The sequence below is a fragment of the Erwinia sp. CGal63 genome, assembly GCF_037026505.1.
Taxonomy (GTDB): Bacteria; Pseudomonadota; Gammaproteobacteria; order Enterobacterales; family Enterobacteriaceae; genus Erwinia.
Genome location: NZ_JAKUMN010000001.1, coordinates 678181 through 694837 on the forward strand (window position 1 = coordinate 678181; position 16657 = coordinate 694837).

Below are 16657 nucleotides of genomic sequence, written 5' to 3' on the forward strand. Positions count from 1 at the left end.
TAGGGCGGAGTTTACCACATTCCGCCGCAGCAAAAAAAACGGGCAGCCAGGCTGCCCGTTTCACTTTCCGTTGCGGTTATTTCGCCGGCAGCGCCGTGCTCCATTTCCGCCACTCTTTCGGCTCTTCATCCTCCAGCAGATAGTGCTTGCCGCTGGTGGCCTGCGGCGCAAGCGGCACGGTTGGCGGCGTGGCGAACTGAATGCCGCCCTGGATAAATTGCTGGAAGGTGCCGGTTTTCACTACGCCGCCAATCAGGCCGAACTTGAAGTTGTAGCCGGAAGCCAGCCAGAACACCGAGTTATTGCGCACCAGATGCTGATACTTTTTGCTGATGCGCAGCGTGATCTGGACGCGATCCGCCATCGAGCCAAGCGAAGTGCCGGTTACCGTACCCACTTCAATGCCCCGGAACAGCACCGGCGTGCCGATGGAAAGCGAACCGCCCTCAGCCGCGTCGAGGATCACGTTCAGGCCATCCAGATAGCGCGCGTCGGTAATCGTCGATTCCTGCAGCTCGAAAGCGCGCTGAGCGCGGCCTTTGCCCGGATCGACATTGATATAAGGCTGCAAAATCGTATCCAGATGATTGACGCCCGCTGCGGAAATCTCCGGCGACACCACCGAGAAACGACTGCCCAGCCGCGCGAAATCTTTTACATATTCGGGATAGAGCACGGCTTTCGCTACCACCTGGTTGCGGTCGCTGTTCAGCGCCAGCGACTCCACCTGTCCGATGGTAATGCCCAGATAGCGGATCGGCATGCCGGATGAGAGCTTGCTGGCGTCATAGGTGCGCAGCGTGATCTGGCTGCCGACCGCTCTGGCCGCCGTTTCCGATTCGAATAGCGTGCGCTTGTCTCTGCTGGTCAGGCCCGCGCCCGCGCCGCTGAGGTTATCGAAGCTGATAGCGCCTTTCAGCGCCCGGTTCAGCGGCGAAGCCTGCACGGTAAGACCGCTGCCGTTAAGCTGCACGCGCGCGCCGCCTTCCGACCAGAAGACGCTGTTCGGCGTCAGCAGCTTGCGGTATTCCGGCTTGATATGCACGCGGACGTCGAACTCGTTGGCTTTTGGCGTTACGTCTACAATCTCGCCGACCTGAAACTTACGATAAAGCACCACGGAGCCGGCCTGAATATCGGGCAGACTGCTCGCGGTCAGCGTCAGCGTGGTCGGCAGCTGATTGGTGGTGATGCCTTCCGCCGCTTTTTCCGCATTGGCGAACAGCGGGTAGCTCTCTTTTGGCGCGCCTTTGCTGCCGGGCTCCAGGCGAATGCCGCCGTCAATCCACTCACGCGCGCTGGCGCCGAGCACTTCCATGCCGTCCAGCCCCAGCTTGACGTCCAGCCGACTGTTGATAATAAACTTGCTGTCGCCGTGCACCAGATCGCGATAGTCCGGCGTAATGGCAACGATAAAATCTACCCCTTTTTCGCCGAGTTTTCGGTTCACCACCTGGCCAATTTGCATACCGTGCAGCATGACGGGCTGGCCGGCGTCGATGCCGTAGCTTTCCGGCGCGGTGAGTTTCACTTCCAGCGTATTGGGGCGCTGCAGCAGGGTTTCATTGCTCTGCAGCACGGTAAAGCGATTGCGGGGTTCGCCTTCGCCCGGCACCAGCTCCAGCGTATTGCCGGTTAACAGGCTGCTGAGACTGGTATCGGCCAGAGTAATTTTCGGGCTGCGCATTTCGATGCGCGTACCGGTGCGCATCAGTCCGGTTACGGAAGGGTCGATAGTGAGTTCGCCGGTAACTTTGCCGTCAGGCTGCAGATTAAGGGCGGTCAGCGTGCCGACTTCCAGACCCTGATACATCAGCGGCGTACTGCCCGCTTTCAGATTCTTGCCGCCGGGCAGATCGAGCGTGATAAGCACGCCGCGCTTGCTGTGCGCCAGATCCGGATAGAGCTGGTAGTTGTCGTCGCTTTTCGCCTGTGCGGAATCGGTCGGCGAATCGAAGGCGATGGCGCCGTTGACCAGCGCGGCCAGGCTTTCCAGCTGCACTTTAGCGCCGCTTAAGCCCACGTCAGCCTTGACGCCCGAGACGTTCCAGAAGCGGCTCTCTTTCTTCACCAGGTTGGTAAAGCGGCGTTCGATCAGCACGTCGACCGTCACGCCCTGGTTGCCGGGATTGATGCTGTAGTCATAAACGCGGCCTACCGGAATTTTGCGAAAGTAGACCAGCGAGCCGGTATTTAACGAGCTTAAATCGTCGGCGTGCAGATGGATCAGCATTTCGCCCGTATTCACGCGGTATTTCGGCTGCGTATCCTGCGCCACAAAGTGATCCTGCGGATTGCCTTTGCCCGGCATCATGCCGATATAGTTGCCGCCCACCAGCGCATCCAGCCCGGAAACGCCCGCCAGCGACGCTTTTGGCGTCACCAGCCAGAACTGCGTTTTGTCGCGCAGCGCGTCTTTCATATCACGCTTGATGCTGGCCTTGATTTTAATGGTGCGCAGATCGTCGGTCATGCTGATGCCTTCGACCTGGCCGACTTCCACGCCCTGATAGCGCACCGGCGTTCTGCCTGGCACTATGCCGTCCGCGGTAGCGAAATCAATAGTGATAGTTGTGCCGCGCTCCTGGTAATTGGTCCAGACGAGCCAGCCCGCAATCAACAGCGCGATAAACGGCAGCAGCCAGAACGGCGAAATTCTGCGGCGGTTTTTAATGCGTGCGCTAGTCGGTGTAGTCGGCGTTTCCTGTTGCATGTGCATCCCAAAGTAAACGGCTATCCAGCCACTCGACGGCAAGGATAGTAAGAATGACCGCTGCGCCAAAATAGAAGGCGGCTGGTCCCATAGTAAAAGCCAGAAGCTGATCGCGATTCACCAGCGACATGGTTAAAGAGATAACAAACAGGTCCAGCATAGACCAGCGTCCAACCCAGGTGACAACCCGCAGCAGACGGATGCGGGTTTTCAGACCCTGTTCACATTTAAAGTGGATGCTGACCAACAGCGTCAGCAGCACGATAACCTTGGTAAACGGCACCATGATACTGGCGATAAACACCACGATCGCCACCGGAATATTACCGGAAGCCAGCGAAAGAATACCGGAAAGAATCGTATCTTCCTGACGCGCGCCGTTGAGATAAATAATGGAAATCGGCAGCAGGTTGGCCGGGATCAGCAGCACTATCGAAGAGATCAGCGCCGCCCAGGACTTTTGCAAACTGTGGCGCCGACGCAAACGCAGCGGCGTATGGCAGCGCGGACAGCGACCGCGCTCGTCCGGCAGCCCGGTATGATGGCAGTTCAGGCAGACCCGCAGCTGATCCAGTGAAGTGTGCGGCTGCGGCTGCGGATAAAAGCGGTGCCAGAGCTGTTCGACGTTCATATGAATCAGCGTGACCAGGCTTAGCGCCGCCAGCGACAGAAAGGCGATCAGGCCAGTGCCGGGATTGATATCCGCGTAGTCCTGCACCTTGATGGAAGCGACAGCGACGCCCACCAGATAAATATCCAGCATCACCCACTCTTTCAGGCGATCGAGTATCAGCAGCGCCGGTCGCAAATTCAGCCCCAGCCGGTTGCCGAAAAAGAGCCAGCCGATAGCGGCGACCAGCGTAGCGGGCGCGCCGATGGTGCAGAACGCCACCATAGAAGCGGTAATAATGTCGCCCTGCTGCGCCATCTGCATAATGCCTTCCAGCAGGCTGGCGCGAATATTGGTGCCCAACAGGCGAATGGTCAGCAGCGGCTCGCTGAAGGCAAACGGCATCAGCAGCAGCATGGTGACGGCCATCGCCGTCAGCCGCGTCATCGACCAGTCGCGGCCGTTGAGAATGCGGGCGTTGCAGCGAGGGCAGTGCGCCGATTGCCTGGATTTAACATCTGGTAAGGAAAAAAGGGTATCGCATTGCGGACAACGCTGATAACGTTCCTGAGGCAGAATTTGGCTGATAGCGTATATTTTCACGGATTACCCGGATTGGCTGGGTTGCGGTCAGGTTAAATCGTCCCGGCGAACCCCTCTTCGTTATGCTTTTAAGGCTTTTGACCAACAAGAGTATATTAACAAACGGAATCATTCACCTTGTCCGTCTGGACATTTAATGCTTATTTTATCAGGCGAACTCATTCCGGGCTTCGTACAAGTTTTAATAATGGTTAAAAAATGACTAAAAAAGAATTTTACTCGGATCTTAATCGCGATTTGCGCGCGCTTATCGCTGGCGAAACCAGCTTTCTGGCCGCAATGGGCAACTGCAGCGCGCTGCTTTTCGAACGCCTGGAAGGCGTAAACTGGGCCGGGTTTTATCTGCTAACGGAAGAAAATACCCTGGTGCTGGGGCCGTTTCAGGGCAAAATCGCCTGCGTACGCATTCCGGTAGGGCGCGGCGTTTGTGGTACTGCCGTAGCCGAGAATGCCGTACAGCGCGTGGATGACGTCCATGCTTTTCCCGGCCATATCGCCTGCGACGCGGCCAGCAACGCGGAAATCGTCCTGCCGCTGACGGTAAATGGTGAGGTTATCGGCGTGCTGGATATCGACAGCGTGGAATATAATCGCTTTGATCGGGAAGACGAAATCGGGCTGATCGAGCTGGTTGACGGGCTTTGTACAGTACTGGCCGGTACTGACGTGGAAAAATTTATTCACATGAAACGCAGCTAAAGTGCTGGATCACGTAGCATTTAACGATGGGGTCATTATAATGACGCCTGTTCATGCCTGCGCTGGTTGGCAAACCCGTTGTAATCAGGAAATTTCATGGAAAATCAACCCAAGTTGAATAGCAGCAAAGAAGTAATCGCCTTTTTGGCGGAGCGGTTCCCACAGTGCTTTAGCGCCGAAGGCGAAGCGCGACCGCTTAAAATCGGCATCTTTCAGGATTTAGTCGACCGCGTGCAGGGCGAAATGAATCTGAGTAAAACTCAGCTTCGTTCCGCGTTGCGCCTCTATACTTCAAGCTGGCGCTATTTGTACGGCATCAAAGCCGGTGCGACCCGTGTTGACCTCGACGGCAACGCCTGTGGCGTGCTGGACGAGCAGCATGTGGAGCATGCCCGCAAGCAGCTCGAGGAGGCTAAAGCGCGCGTTCAGGCGCAGCGCGAACAGCAGCAGGCGAAGAAACGCGAGGCCGGTGAAGAGTCCGCGCCGCGTCGTCCGCGCAAGCCGGTTCGTAAACCTTCTGCTGAAGGCGAGCAGCCTCGGGCCGCGCGCGCTAAGCCACAGCGCAATCCCGGCCGCGCGCCTTCCGCAGAACGCCAGCCGCAGCGCACCACTACGCCCGTTACGGATACCGCAGCACTGCAGGTGGGCCAGAATATCAAAGTCACGGCAGGCAAAAGCGCCATGGATGCAACCATTCTTGAAATTACCAAAGATGGCGTCCGGGTACAGCTGGCTTCCGGCCTGGCAATGATAGTACGCGCAGAACACTTGCAGTTCTGATACGGAGGCCAATCAGGGCATGAACAACTTTTTCAGAACCACCGTTATTGCTGCGCTGCTGTTAACCGGAAACGTTTTCGCCGCCGATACCATCACTCGCGCCGATCAAATCCCGCAGCTTCATCAGGAACCGCAGCACGCGACCGTCAGCGAACGCGTGACGTCGCGCTTTACCCGTTCTCACTATCGTCAGTTCGATTTGGACAAAGACTTTTCGGCGAAAATCTTCGCCCGTTATCTGAATCTGCTGGACTATAACCACAATGTGCTGCTCGCCTCTGATGTGGCGCAGTACGACACGAAAAAAACTACGCTGGGCGACGAGCTAAAATCGGGCCAGCTAAACGTTTTCTACGACTTATACAATCTGGCGCAGAAGCGCCGTTTCGAGCGCTATCAATACGCGCTGACGGTGCTGAAAAAGCCGATGGATTTCAGCGGCAACGATACCATTGATATCGACCGCAGCAAGGCGCCGTGGCCGCAAACCACCGCCGAGCTGAATCAACTCTGGGACGCCAAAGTCAAATATGACGAGCTGAGTCTTAAACTCACGGGCAAAGAAGAGAAGGAGATCCGCGAGGTTCTCACCAAGCGTTATCAGTTCGCCATTCGCCGTCTGGCGCAGAGCAACAGCGAAGACGTGTTCCAGCTGGCGATGACCGCTTTCGCCCGCGAAATCGATCCGCACACCAGCTATCTTTCACCGCGCAACACCGACCAGTTCAACACGGAAATGAGCCTGTCGCTGGAAGGCATCGGTGCGGTGCTGCAGATGGATGACGACTATACCGTAATCAACTCTATGGTCGCGGGCGGCCCGGCAGCGAAGAGCAAGGCCATCACCGTAGGCGATCGCATCGTTGGCGTCGGTCAGCCGGGCAAACCGATTCAGGATGTGATCGGCTGGCGTCTGGATGACGTGGTAGCGCAGATTAAAGGGCCGAAAGGCAGCAAGGTTCGTCTGGAGATCCTGCCGGCAGGCAAGGGCACCAAAACCCGCATCATTACCCTGACGCGTGAAAAAATCCGTCTGGAAGATCGCGCGGTGAAGATGAGCGTGCATAACGTCGGCAAAGAGAAGGTCGGCGTGCTGGATATTCCTGGTTTCTACGTAGGCCTGACCGACGATGTCAAAGTGCAGCTGCAAAAACTGCAGAAGCAGAATATCGACAGTATCGTTATCGATCTGCGCACCAACGGCGGCGGAGCGCTGACGGAGGCGGTATCGCTTTCCGGCCTGTTTATCCCAAGCGGCCCGGTTGTGCAGGTGCGCGATAACAACGGCAAGGTGCGTCAGGACAGCGATACCGACGGCGTGGTCTACTACAAAGGGCCGCTGGTGGTGCTGGTTGACCGCTTCAGCGCTTCCGCTTCGGAAATCTTCGCGGCAGCGATGCAGGATTACGGCCGCGCGCTGATCGTCGGTGAACCAACCTTTGGTAAAGGCACGGTTCAGCAGTATCGCTCCCTGAACCGCATCTACGACCAGATGCTGCGGCCGGAATGGCCTGCGTTAGGCTCGATCACCTATACCATCCAGAAGTTCTACCGCGTCAACGGCGGCAGTACTCAGCGCAAAGGCGTGACGCCGGATCTGCTGATGCCGACCGGTGTGGAAGCGGTGGAAACGGGCGAGAAGTTCGAGGATAACGCGCTGCCGTGGGATAGCATCGACGCGGCTACCTATACCAAGACCGGCGACGTGAAACCGCTGATCCCGCAGCTGCTTAAAGATCATCAGGATCGTATCGCTAAAGATATGGAGTTCCAGTACATCCTGAAGGATATTGCTCGCTTCAACGCCATGAAGGAAAAGCGCAACATCATCTCTCTGAACCTCGCCGAGCGCGAGAAAGAGAATCGCGAGGATGACGCGCTGCGGCTGGAGCGGATTAACGCCCGCTTCAAACAGCAGGGTAAAAAGCCGCTGGCGAAGCTGGAAGATCTGCCGAAGGATTACAAAGAGCCGGATCCTTATCTGGACGAAACGGTTAACATTGCCAACGATCTGGCTCATCTGGAAAAAAGCGAAAGCGCCAGCCAGACGAGCGGGCAGTGATCTCAGGGCAACCCTGAAGCAATGTCGGTCAGTGACTTGAGCATGTAGCGCGAACCACGGAAGGTTCGTTGTAAAAGCCTTTTCAGACCGAGGCGTATTCAAATCGACAGTGATTCCATACCCTAAGGCACAGCGAAAGCTGTGCTTTATTTTTACCTGAATTTTCCAAAAGCAGGTTAAAACTTCACTCTTCCTGACGATAAACTTTTCCGGAACGTTATAAATTAAGACAAAATGTAAAGTTATGTCTTTTTAGGCACTTAATGCGCGTCGCCGCTTGAAATGTTTTGCCGCGCCCATAGGATAGGTATCCGCTGAAAGCGATTTTTTAACTGAGGAAGAAGAAAGTTTATGATGCGTATTGCGCTTTTCCTGTTAACCAACCTGGGCGTAATGTTGGTTTTTGGACTGATTCTCAGTCTGACGGGAATTCAGTCAAGCAGTGTTCAGGGCCTGATGATTATGGCGGGTCTGTTTGGCTTTGGCGGTGCGTTCGTCTCGCTGCTGATGTCCAAATGGATGGCGCTGCGCTCCGTGGGCGGCGAAGTCATCGAGCAGCCGCGTAATGAAACCGAGCGCTGGCTGATGCAGACTATCGCCGGTCAGGCGCAGCAGGCGGGCATCGCCATGCCGCAGGTGGCAATTTACCACGCGCCTGATATTAACGCTTTCGCTACCGGCGCGCGTCGCGACGCCTCGCTGGTGGCGGTATCAACCGGTCTGTTGCAAAACATGAACCGCGACGAGGCCGAAGCGGTACTGGCGCACGAGATCAGCCATATCGCTAACGGCGACATGGTGACGATGACCCTGATTCAGGGCGTGGTGAATACCTTTGTTATCTTTATCTCGCGCATTATCGCGCAGATCGCTGCCGGTTTTATGTCGGGCGATCGCGATGAAGGCGAGAGCAGCAACGGCAATCCGCTGGTCTATTTTGCGGTATCGATGGTGCTGGAGCTGGTGTTCGGTATTCTTGCCAGCATTATCACCATGTGGTTTTCGCGTCACCGCGAATACCATGCCGATGCCGGTTCCGCACGCCTGGTTGGCCGCGAGAAAATGATCGCCGCGCTGCAGCGCCTGAAAACCAGCTACGAGCCGCAGGAAGCGAGCACCATGATGGCGTTCTGCATCAACGGCAAGTCAAAGTCGCTGAGCGAGCTGTTTATGTCGCATCCGCCACTGGATAAGCGTATCGAAGCGCTGCGTAGCGGCCAGTACCTGAAATAGCGGTCGCGGACCGCCGATAAACCGGAGCCTGGGTCCGGTTACAGCAAATGCCGGTCATTGACCGGCATTTTTTTGCCTGGCGATCAGGCGTTCTGCTGCGGACGCGGCTGGGTAAGCCGCATGGCGCTGACCACAGCGGCGACGGTAGAGAAACCGCCCGCCAGCAGCAGCGAAGCATGGGTTCCCTGTTCCTGAAACAGATTGAACATTAGCGCTACCAGCGCGGCGCCGCTGGTTTGCCCAAGCAGTCGCGCGGTGCCGAGCATACCGCTGGCGCCGCCGCTGCGATGGCGCGGCGCGGAACTGATTATCGTGTGGTTATTGGGCGACTGAAACAGGCCAAAGCCCGCACCGCAGATAATCATGCGCCAGATAATGCTCCAGTTATCCGGCGAAGTCGGCAGCAGCGCCAGCGAGAACAGGCCGATAGCGAAAAAGACGAGGCCGATGGCGCCCAACAGTCCGGCATGGTAGCGCTCAATCAGCCTGCCCGCGATCGGCGCCATCACCATTGTGGCCAGCGGCCACGGCGTCAGCAGAAGACCGGTTGCCACCTCGTCGCGGTGCAGCACGGTTTGCAGAAAGAACGGCAACGAAACCATCGCCAGCATTTGGGCGCAGAATGAGCAGACCGATGTTCCCAATGAGAGCGAAAAAACCGGGATACGCAACAGATCCACCGGCAGTAGCGGCACCGGCAGACGCAGCTGCCGACGGATAAACAGCGTGCCGATAACCAGCAGCGCGATCAGCTCCGCTGCGATTAACCTGCCGCTTTGTCCCTGAGCGAAACCGCTTAGCGCGGAGATCAGCAGGCCAAAACTCAGGGCGTTCATGACGGCGCTGGGCACGTCGAAACGCTGGCCTTTGGCTTTTTGCGGATTATCCGGCAGAAAGCGTAACGCCAGCACCAGCGCCGCGATGCCTACCGGTACGTTGATCAAAAATAGCCACTTCCATGAGGCTACCGACAGCACGGCGGCGGCGACAGTAGGGCCGGCAGCGGTAGAAACCGCCACAATCAGCGAATTGATGCCCATGCCGCGTCCCAGATGGCGCTGCGGATAGATAATGCGGATCAGCGCCGTATTGACGCTCATCAGCGCCGCGCCGCCGAAACCCTGCAAGACCCTGGCGAAGGTCAGCGTCTCCAGCGAGCCGGAAAGGGCGCAGAGCAGAGAAGTCAGGGTAAAAACCACCAGTCCGCACTGATAGACGCGGCGATAGCCGAGAATATCGCCCAGAAAAGAGAGCGACAGCAGCGAGACGATAATCGCCAGCTGATAGGCGTTAACGATCCAGATAGAGGCTGCCGGACTGGCCTGCAGATCTCTGGCGATAGTGGGCAGCGCGACGTTGGCGATAGCGCCGTCCAGCACGGCGACGGTAATGCCCAGCGCGATAGCCAGAATAGCGCCGTAACGTTGTGGAACGGGCAGGCCGTCCGGTTGCGAAGTTTGCGGCATAGAGGGAAATAGTCAGGAGAGTGAATATCATAATGCTAATCATTTTTCCTGCGCCGCGCTACGGGTAAAGCGTGGCTAACTATCAGCAAATGTGTCCGTCGCGGCGCGAGGTTAACGTTGCGCTGTCAGGATGGCAAAAAGTATAATAAAAATAGTGTTCCATTTTTTATAAAACAGAAAAGGCGAAATAATGGCGAAGGATGAGGTGGATAAACAACCTGATTCGGTTTCCTCCGTACTCAAGGTTTTTGGCATTTTACAGGCGCTGGGCGAAGAGAGAGCGCACGGCATTACCGAGCTTTCCCAGCGCGTCATGATGTCCAAAAGCACCGTCTATCGTTTCCTTCAGACCATGAAGTCGCTGGGTTACGTGGCACAGGAAGGCGACACGGAAAAATATAGCCTGACGCTTAAGCTCTTTGAGCTGGGCGCGAAAGCATTGCAGAACGTTGATCTGATCCGTAGCGCCGACGTGCAGATGCGCGAGCTTTCTCGCCTGACCCGTGAAACCATTCATCTGGGCGCGCTGGAAGAGGACAGTATTGTCTACATACACAAAATCGACTCGCTTTATAACCTGCGCATGTATTCGCGCATCGGCCGGCGCAACCCGCTTTACAGCACGGCTATTGGTAAAGTGCTGCTTGCCTGGCGCGAGCCGGAAGAGGTTAAAAATATCCTTTCCCAGGTCAATTTCCAGCAAAGCACCGTCAGGACGCTGACCTCTGCGGAGGCATTAATAAGCCAGCTGGAGAGAGTCCGCGCGCAGGGCTATGGCGAAGATAATGAAGAGCAGGAAGAGGGATTGCGCTGCATCGCCGTGCCGGTGTTTGACCGCTTTGGCGTGGTTATCGCCGGGCTGAGCATCTCTTTCCCCACTATCCGCTTTACGGAAGAAGAGAAAAGCAGCTATGTTGCCATGCTGCATCGGGCGGCGAGGGTGATTTCAGAACAGATGGGCTACAGGGCTTATCCTTTCTGAATAAGCGGGTCAGCCTCGTGCCGACCCGCGCGCCGTCAATTATCCACGACTTCGCTGCTTTTGCGTAATAATGGGCAGTCGGTCACGCCGATGATGCCGCTGTCGGTATGCAGATACTGCGCGGTGGTCATACCGCGAGCGGTCAGATACTGGCACTGCAGTCCCATCCCGGCGACGTTTTTATGGCTGCCGGCAAGAACGCCATAGCCGGTGACCAGCAAAGCCAGCCAGACCACCGCCAGCAGGGCGACGAAGCGAACGAAAAATCTCATGTTATCTCCTTGGTGCGTCGGCCTTTCCTGCGCTTCGCCGACGTCTGTACATTGTGAGCAGGTACGCAATATCTTGTCAGCATACCGGATTGTTTCCACAGCGCCTGCGCGAAGGTTCCTAAATTTCTGTCAGCCCGCTATCAATTCGTTGATGAACAGGTAAAATTTCGGCTTGCAAAATTATGCGTAACATCAGGAGCGTAGGTATGTTGAATGAGGTCGCGAACGGCGCGGCGGGTACGGGATTGTTTATCGTTATCGCCATCATTGGGCTGTTCGCCTGGTTTCTGGTAAACCGCGCCAGCGTCAGAGCCAATGAGCAAATCCGGCTGCTGGAAGCGCTGCTTGAGGAGCAAAAGCGCCAGAATCAGCTATTGAAAACGCTTGTGGAAGCGCAGGAAAATCCTGCTCAGGCTGCTGAAGGCGCGACGGACGAGTCCGATTTTATTCGCTTAATTCCGGAGCGCTAACCGCTCCGGCACAAGGAGATCCGCATGGCCTGGCAAAATCCCTGGTACGATCCGCAAAAAGAGCATCATACGCCGCAAGGATTCCGTAATCCGGAGCAGGAGCTGCGGCAGCAGGGCGATCTTCAGCGCTGGCGCAAGGAGCGTAAGGCGAAAGGCCTGCCTTTTCCGCCTGCGCAGGGCTATCAGCAATTTATCCATCAGTGGTGGCAGCCCGCTGATTTGAGCGGCGACGAGGACGCGATTTGGTGGCTGGGCCATGCCTGTCTGCTGCTGCGCACGTCGGGAAAATACACGTTAATCGATCCGGCGCTGTCGCCGCGCGTCTCGCCGCTCAGTTTTTACGGGCCGAAACGCAAAACGCCTGCGCCATTAACCATCGAGCAGCTGCCTGCGCTGGATCGCGTGCTGATTTCTCACAGTCACTACGATCATCTGGACAAGCCTACGGTCAAAAAGATCCTGCGGCGTTTTCCCGACGTGCATTTTGTCGTGCCACTGGGGCTGGCGGAGTGGTTTAAAAAACGCGGCGCCAAAAACGTCACGCAGCTGGACTGGTGGCAGAGCGTCGAAGACCGCGAGCTGCAAATCGTTGCGGTTCCGGCGCGTCACTGGAGTATGCGCACGCCCTGGGATCGCAACCGTTCTCTCTGGTGCGGCTGGGTGGTGAAAAGCCAGAAGTTAAACTTCTGGTTCAGCGGCGACAGCGGCTATTCTGAAAACCTGTTGGCTATTCCGCGCAGGCTGGGGCCGTTTAACCTCGCCGCGTTGCCGACGGGCGCCTATGCACCGCAATGGTTCATGCGCGGTCAGCATATGGACCCTGAACAGGCCGTATCGCTGCATCGGGACATGGGCCAGCCGGAAACTATCCCTATCCACTGGGGCGTGTTTGAGCTGGCGGACGAATCGCTGGATGAGCCGCCGCGCGTACTGGCGGAAGCGATGCAGGCGGCCGGGCTTGAAGCACGACGTTTCAGCGCCTGGAAAATTGGCGGCAAAATGTTACTTAATAATATAAATTAAGAATAATCCTAACGGGCGAATTTAAAGCGGGCGCTCGTCAGTTGAGTTGCCCGTTAATCCAAATGGATTGAACCAGGCGCGCTCAATTAACTGATAAACCTTTGCGTTTAAATGGGGCAGGGAAAATTACATTCTCCTGATTTTGGTGCAATTTAAATTTAAATATGTACCGGATGCTTCTTTTGATACGGTAATATCATTATCCACACCGCAGCGTCGTGCCATTTTTAAATGAAGTTTTTTGAGTAAGCAATGCCATATTTTTGCAATAAACCCGGCGGAAGATAGGGGACGGCACGGTGCGGGGCCGTAGACTTCAGCGCGACGGCGGAGTATGATGCTATTCAGAAATTGCGTGACTGCCAGGCCTTTGTGATTCGGTTTTACCCTGTAAACGTTTGGCCATCCCTTTGTTGATGTGCAATAAGCGTCTGGGAAGTTTCAATTATGTGCGACAGCCCGACGACTTTATAAAAATGACTTGCCATTAATAATCGAATATGTGATAACGCTTTTGGTAAAACGGGGTACAGTTCTGTTTATGTATGGCAGCTTCAGTAAAGAAGTTCTGAGTAAAGACGTTACGTTGAATACCGCTTCCTTGCCGAGCCTTAATTCATGCCTCATGCAGTCGTGTCTCTGATTTTTCTGTACGTCACGCCCTCGGGCGAATTAACACTCTAAGGAATTTGCAAAATGGCAAAGATTAAAGGTCAGGTTAAGTGGTTCAACGAGTCTAAAGGTTTTGGCTTCATCACCCCGGCAGACGGCAGCAAAGACGTGTTCGTACACTTCTCTGCTATCCAGGGTAATGGTTTCAAAACGCTGGCCGAAGGCCAGAACGTTGAGTTCGAAATTCAGGATGGCCAGAAAGGCCCTGCTGCTGTGAACGTCACCGCTATCTAATTTTCGATCTTGCCGTTGCCCGCGCGACGGATCAGGCAAGTATCAGAATAGTAAAGCCCTGCCATAACGGCGGGGCTTTTTGCTTTCCGCGCCAGGAAACTCTGCCCTGGCCTGCCGATTTCCGGTAAACTGCCGCCCTTACTGTTTCCGGAGAGTTGTTATGTCTTATCTTTGCCCGCTTTGCCATCATCCCTTGCTGCCCGACTCAGCCGGCTGGCGATGTGAAAACCGGCATCAGTTCGATCGGGCGAAAGAGGGCTATGTCAATCTGCTGCCGGTACAGCACAAGCGTTCAAAGCAGCCGGGCGACAGCGCGGATATGATCCAGGCGCGGCGGGAATTTCTTGACGCCGGCCACTATCAGCCGCTGCAGGCGCGCGTTTGCGAAATTTTTCAGGATAGCCTGCCAGCCAGTGGCGTCAGCGTGCTTGATATCGGCTGCGGCGAAGGCTACTACACGCATGCCGTGGCGGATGCGCTGCAAAAAAGCGGCGAGGCGGAAGTGCACGCGCTGGATGTCTCCAGAGTGGCGGTTCGCGCCGGCGCGAAGCGCTACGGCAATGTTCGCTTCTGCGTGGCCTCCAGCCATCGCTTGCCTTTCGCCGACGGGCAGTTTGACGCCGTACTGCGGATCTATGCGCCGTGCAAAGCGGAAGAGCTGGCGCGCGTGGTGAAGAACGATGGCTATGTGCTGACCGTTACGCCGGGGCCGCGCCATCTGCTGCAGTTCAAAGAGCTTATCTACCAGCAGGCGCGCCTGCACGATGAAACGCCGGAAGCTTTGCAGGGCTTTACGCTGGTGGAAGAGCAGTCGCTTAATTATTTAATGCGCCTGAACAGTGAGACGGCCGCCGCGCTGCTGCAGATGACGCCTTTCGCCTGGCGGGCGCGGCCCGAAGTCTGGGGCGTACTGGCGACCACGCCGCTGTTCGAGGTAGAGACGGATTTCACGCTGCGCCTGTGGCGCCGGACGATCGAGAGGTCGAACGCCGACGAATAACAAAACAGGGCCGGCCGTTATCAGACGGCCTTCTGTAAATGTAAGCAAATATTTTGACGAGGTCTGCAACGCTGTTTACAGTAGAACTCCTTAATTTTAACAGGAGTCACGGGCTTGCGCCCTCCTTATGGATCGTCACCGAAGTCCTTTCACTCAGCTATTGGGCCTGTTGGCCGCTCCGCCTTTCACTGGCGCTTTTTCTCTCTGTCCTGACGCAAGCTGCGCGACGCGGTCGCCTGCTGCCTTTTCCCGTATCTGCTTTCGGAGCCTGTCATGGAATTTCTGTTAGACCCGTCAATCTGGGCCGGTCTGCTGACGCTGGTCGTCCTTGAGATAGTATTGGGTATAGATAACCTGGTTTTTATCGCCATCCTTGCCGATAAGCTGCCGCCAAAGCAGCGTGACAAAGCGCGTCTGATCGGACTGTCGCTGGCGCTGGTAATGCGGCTCGGCCTGCTTTCGCTGATCTCCTGGATGGTAACGCTGACGCGGCCGCTGTTCAGCGTGGCGGATTTCAGTTTCTCGGGACGCGATCTGATCCTGCTGGTCGGCGGCTTCTTTCTGCTGTTTAAAGCCACGATGGAGCTGCACGAAAGGCTGGAAAACCGCGAGCACAGCGGCGAAGGCAGTAAAGGCTACGCCAGCTTCTGGGCGGTAGTGGCTCAGATTGTGGTGCTGGACGCCGTGTTCTCGCTGGATGCCGTGATTACCGCCGTGGGCATGGTCAACGACCTGGCGATAATGATGACGGCGGTAGTGATCGCGATGGGCGTAATGCTGCTGGCTTCGAAACCGCTGACCCGCTTCGTTAACGCGCATCCTACGGTAGTGGTGCTCTGCCTCAGCTTCCTGTTAATGATTGGCCTCAGCCTGGTGGCGGAAGGTTTTGGCTTCCATATTCCGAAAGGCTATCTCTACGCGGCAATCGGCTTCTCCGTGCTGATCGAGCTCTTCAACCAGATAGCGCGGGTCAACTTCAACCGTCATCAGGCCAGAAGACCGATGCGCGAACGTACCGCAGAAGCTATTCAGCGGCTGATGGGCGGCAGACGCGGCCAGGCGGCCAACGGCGAAGAGGAGAGCGAAACGGCGAAGCTGATGCCGCAGGAAGCTTTTAAGGATGAAGAGCGCTACATGATTAACGGCGTGCTGACGCTGGCCTCGCGTTCGGTGCGTAGCATCATGACGCCGCGCGGTGAAATCTCCTGGGTCAATGCCGAACGTCCCGCGGATGAAATCCGTATCCAGCTGCTGGACACGCCACACAGCCTGTTTCCGGTTTGTCGCGGCGAGCTGGATGAGATCATAGGCGTGGTCAGAGCGAAAGAGCTGCTGGTCGCGCTGGATCATGGTATTGATGTCGCTACCTTTGCCGCCGCGACGCCGCCGGTAATCGTGCCGGAAACCCTGGATCCGATCAATCTGCTGGGCGTGCTGCGTCGCGCCAAAGGCAGCTTTGTGGTGGTGAGCAACGAGTTTGGCGTAGTGCAGGGATTGATCACGCCGCTGGACGTGCTGGAGGCGATTGCCGGCGAGTTCCCGGATGAGGATGAAACGCCCGATATCGTCGCTGACGGCGATGGCTGGCTGGTAAAAGGCGGTACCGATCTGCACTCGCTGCAGCAGCTGCTGGATACCCAGATGCTAATCAGACCCGAAGACGATCACGCTTCGCTGGCGGGTCTGCTGATTGCCCAGAAAGGGCAGCTGCCGCAGGCGGGCGAGGTGATTGAGCTGGCGCCGTTCTCGTTCCTGATCGTTTCCGCTACCGACTACCGCATCGATTTAGTGCGCGTCACGCGCGAAAATCCGCATGCGGAGGAAGAGGAATAAGCCTG

At 56.5% G+C, this 16657-nt stretch carries 14 protein-coding genes; 10 read left to right on the forward strand and 4 right to left on the reverse strand.

Annotated elements, in window-relative coordinates:
* Window positions 1-76 precede the first annotated feature (76 nt).
* On the reverse strand, window positions 77-2713 hold the full coding sequence (locus tag MKZ79_RS02915; RefSeq protein WP_336140061.1) for a PqiB family protein: 2637 nt from the start codon (window positions 2711-2713) through the stop codon (window positions 77-79).
* On the reverse strand, window positions 2682-3926 hold the full coding sequence (gene yebS, locus MKZ79_RS02920) for a membrane integrity lipid transport subunit YebS (RefSeq protein ID WP_336140062.1): 1245 nt from the start codon (window positions 3924-3926) through the stop codon (window positions 2682-2684). Before yebS ends, MKZ79_RS02915 begins: the two co-directional genes overlap by 32 nt.
* A 198-nt stretch (window positions 3927-4124) precedes the next feature.
* On the opposite strand from yebS, the gene MKZ79_RS02925 reads away from it, so the two are divergent.
* From MKZ79_RS02925 to htpX, 4 genes are all read left to right on the forward strand, one after another.
* Window positions 4125-4625, forward strand: coding sequence for a GAF domain-containing protein (locus MKZ79_RS02925; protein ID WP_336140063.1), 501 nt, complete (start codon window positions 4125-4127; stop codon window positions 4623-4625).
* Window positions 4626-4721: 96 nt separating this feature from the next.
* Window positions 4722-5405 carry an RNA chaperone ProQ gene (proQ, locus tag MKZ79_RS02930; protein WP_336140064.1) on the forward strand — a complete coding sequence of 228 codons (684 nt, stop codon included), beginning with the start codon at window positions 4722-4724 and terminating at the stop codon, window positions 5403-5405.
* 19 nt (window positions 5406-5424) lie between these two features.
* Entirely contained in the window at window positions 5425-7467 is a 2043-nt protein-coding gene (prc, locus tag MKZ79_RS02935; protein WP_336140065.1) for a carboxy terminal-processing peptidase, read from the forward strand.
* Window positions 7468-7818: 351 nt separating this feature from the next.
* The gene (htpX, locus tag MKZ79_RS02940) at window positions 7819-8700 is read left to right on the forward strand and encodes a protease HtpX (protein WP_336140066.1); all 882 of its coding nucleotides are present in this window, start codon (window positions 7819-7821) and stop codon (window positions 8698-8700) included.
* Window positions 8701-8783: 83 nt separating this feature from the next.
* Here htpX and MKZ79_RS02945 read toward each other — a convergent pair whose 3' ends face one another.
* The gene (locus tag MKZ79_RS02945) at window positions 8784-10166 is read right to left on the reverse strand and encodes an MFS transporter (protein WP_336140067.1); all 1383 of its coding nucleotides are present in this window, start codon (window positions 10164-10166) and stop codon (window positions 8784-8786) included.
* Window positions 10167-10356: 190 nt separating this feature from the next.
* Between MKZ79_RS02945 and kdgR the strand changes: the two genes are divergently transcribed.
* A complete protein-coding gene (gene kdgR, locus MKZ79_RS02950; RefSeq protein WP_336140068.1) occupies window positions 10357-11148 on the forward strand; it encodes a DNA-binding transcriptional regulator KdgR in 792 nt (263 codons plus the stop codon).
* 35 nt (window positions 11149-11183) lie between these two features.
* On the opposite strand, the gene MKZ79_RS02955 is transcribed toward kdgR, so the two are convergent.
* The gene (locus tag MKZ79_RS02955) at window positions 11184-11420 is read right to left on the reverse strand and encodes a YobH family protein (protein ID WP_336140069.1); all 237 of its coding nucleotides are present in this window, start codon (window positions 11418-11420) and stop codon (window positions 11184-11186) included.
* 206 nt (window positions 11421-11626) lie between these two features.
* On the opposite strand from MKZ79_RS02955, the gene MKZ79_RS02960 reads away from it, so the two are divergent.
* The 5 genes from MKZ79_RS02960 to MKZ79_RS02980 all read left to right on the forward strand — a co-directional run bounded on the left by MKZ79_RS02960 (window position 11627) and on the right by MKZ79_RS02980 (window position 16652).
* Entirely contained in the window at window positions 11627-11890 is a 264-nt protein-coding gene (locus tag MKZ79_RS02960) for a YebO family protein (protein ID WP_336140070.1), read from the forward strand.
* 24 nt (window positions 11891-11914) lie between these two features.
* Window positions 11915-12913: an MBL fold metallo-hydrolase gene (locus MKZ79_RS02965; protein ID WP_336140071.1), complete on the forward strand. Its 999-nt coding sequence runs from the start codon at window positions 11915-11917 to the stop codon at window positions 12911-12913.
* A 696-nt stretch (window positions 12914-13609) separates the two neighbouring features.
* The gene (cspE, locus tag MKZ79_RS02970) at window positions 13610-13819 is read left to right on the forward strand and encodes a transcription antiterminator/RNA stability regulator CspE (protein WP_001062678.1); all 210 of its coding nucleotides are present in this window, start codon (window positions 13610-13612) and stop codon (window positions 13817-13819) included.
* A gap of 160 nt (window positions 13820-13979) precedes the next feature.
* The gene (rlmA, locus tag MKZ79_RS02975; protein ID WP_336140073.1) at window positions 13980-14819 is read left to right on the forward strand and encodes a 23S rRNA (guanine(745)-N(1))-methyltransferase; all 840 of its coding nucleotides are present in this window, start codon (window positions 13980-13982) and stop codon (window positions 14817-14819) included.
* A gap of 273 nt (window positions 14820-15092) precedes the next feature.
* The gene (locus MKZ79_RS02980) at window positions 15093-16652 is read left to right on the forward strand and encodes a TerC family protein (protein WP_336140074.1); all 1560 of its coding nucleotides are present in this window, start codon (window positions 15093-15095) and stop codon (window positions 16650-16652) included.
* The last annotated feature ends 5 nt before the right edge of the window (window positions 16653-16657 follow it).

Coding starts and splice junctions, on each gene's coding strand:
- MKZ79_RS02915 (WP_336140061.1), bottom strand. CDS start 2,713: ATGCAACAGGAAACGCCGACTACACCGACTAGCGCACGCATTAAAAAC.
- MKZ79_RS02925 (WP_336140063.1), top strand. CDS start 4,125: ATGACTAAAAAAGAATTTTACTCGGATCTTAATCGCGATTTGCGCGCG.
- proQ (WP_336140064.1), top strand. CDS start 4,722: ATGGAAAATCAACCCAAGTTGAATAGCAGCAAAGAAGTAATCGCCTTT.
- prc (WP_336140065.1), top strand. CDS start 5,425: ATGAACAACTTTTTCAGAACCACCGTTATTGCTGCGCTGCTGTTAACC.
- htpX (WP_336140066.1), top strand. CDS start 7,819: ATGATGCGTATTGCGCTTTTCCTGTTAACCAACCTGGGCGTAATGTTG.
- MKZ79_RS02945 (WP_336140067.1), bottom strand. CDS start 10,166: ATGCCGCAAACTTCGCAACCGGACGGCCTGCCCGTTCCACAACGTTAC.
- kdgR (WP_336140068.1), top strand. CDS start 10,357: ATGGCGAAGGATGAGGTGGATAAACAACCTGATTCGGTTTCCTCCGTA.
- MKZ79_RS02955 (WP_336140069.1), bottom strand. CDS start 11,420: ATGAGATTTTTCGTTCGCTTCGTCGCCCTGCTGGCGGTGGTCTGGCTG.
- MKZ79_RS02960 (WP_336140070.1), top strand. CDS start 11,627: ATGTTGAATGAGGTCGCGAACGGCGCGGCGGGTACGGGATTGTTTATC.
- MKZ79_RS02965 (WP_336140071.1), top strand. CDS start 11,915: ATGGCCTGGCAAAATCCCTGGTACGATCCGCAAAAAGAGCATCATACG.
- cspE (WP_001062678.1), top strand. CDS start 13,610: ATGGCAAAGATTAAAGGTCAGGTTAAGTGGTTCAACGAGTCTAAAGGT.
- rlmA (WP_336140073.1), top strand. CDS start 13,980: ATGTCTTATCTTTGCCCGCTTTGCCATCATCCCTTGCTGCCCGACTCA.
- MKZ79_RS02980 (WP_336140074.1), top strand. CDS start 15,093: ATGGAATTTCTGTTAGACCCGTCAATCTGGGCCGGTCTGCTGACGCTG.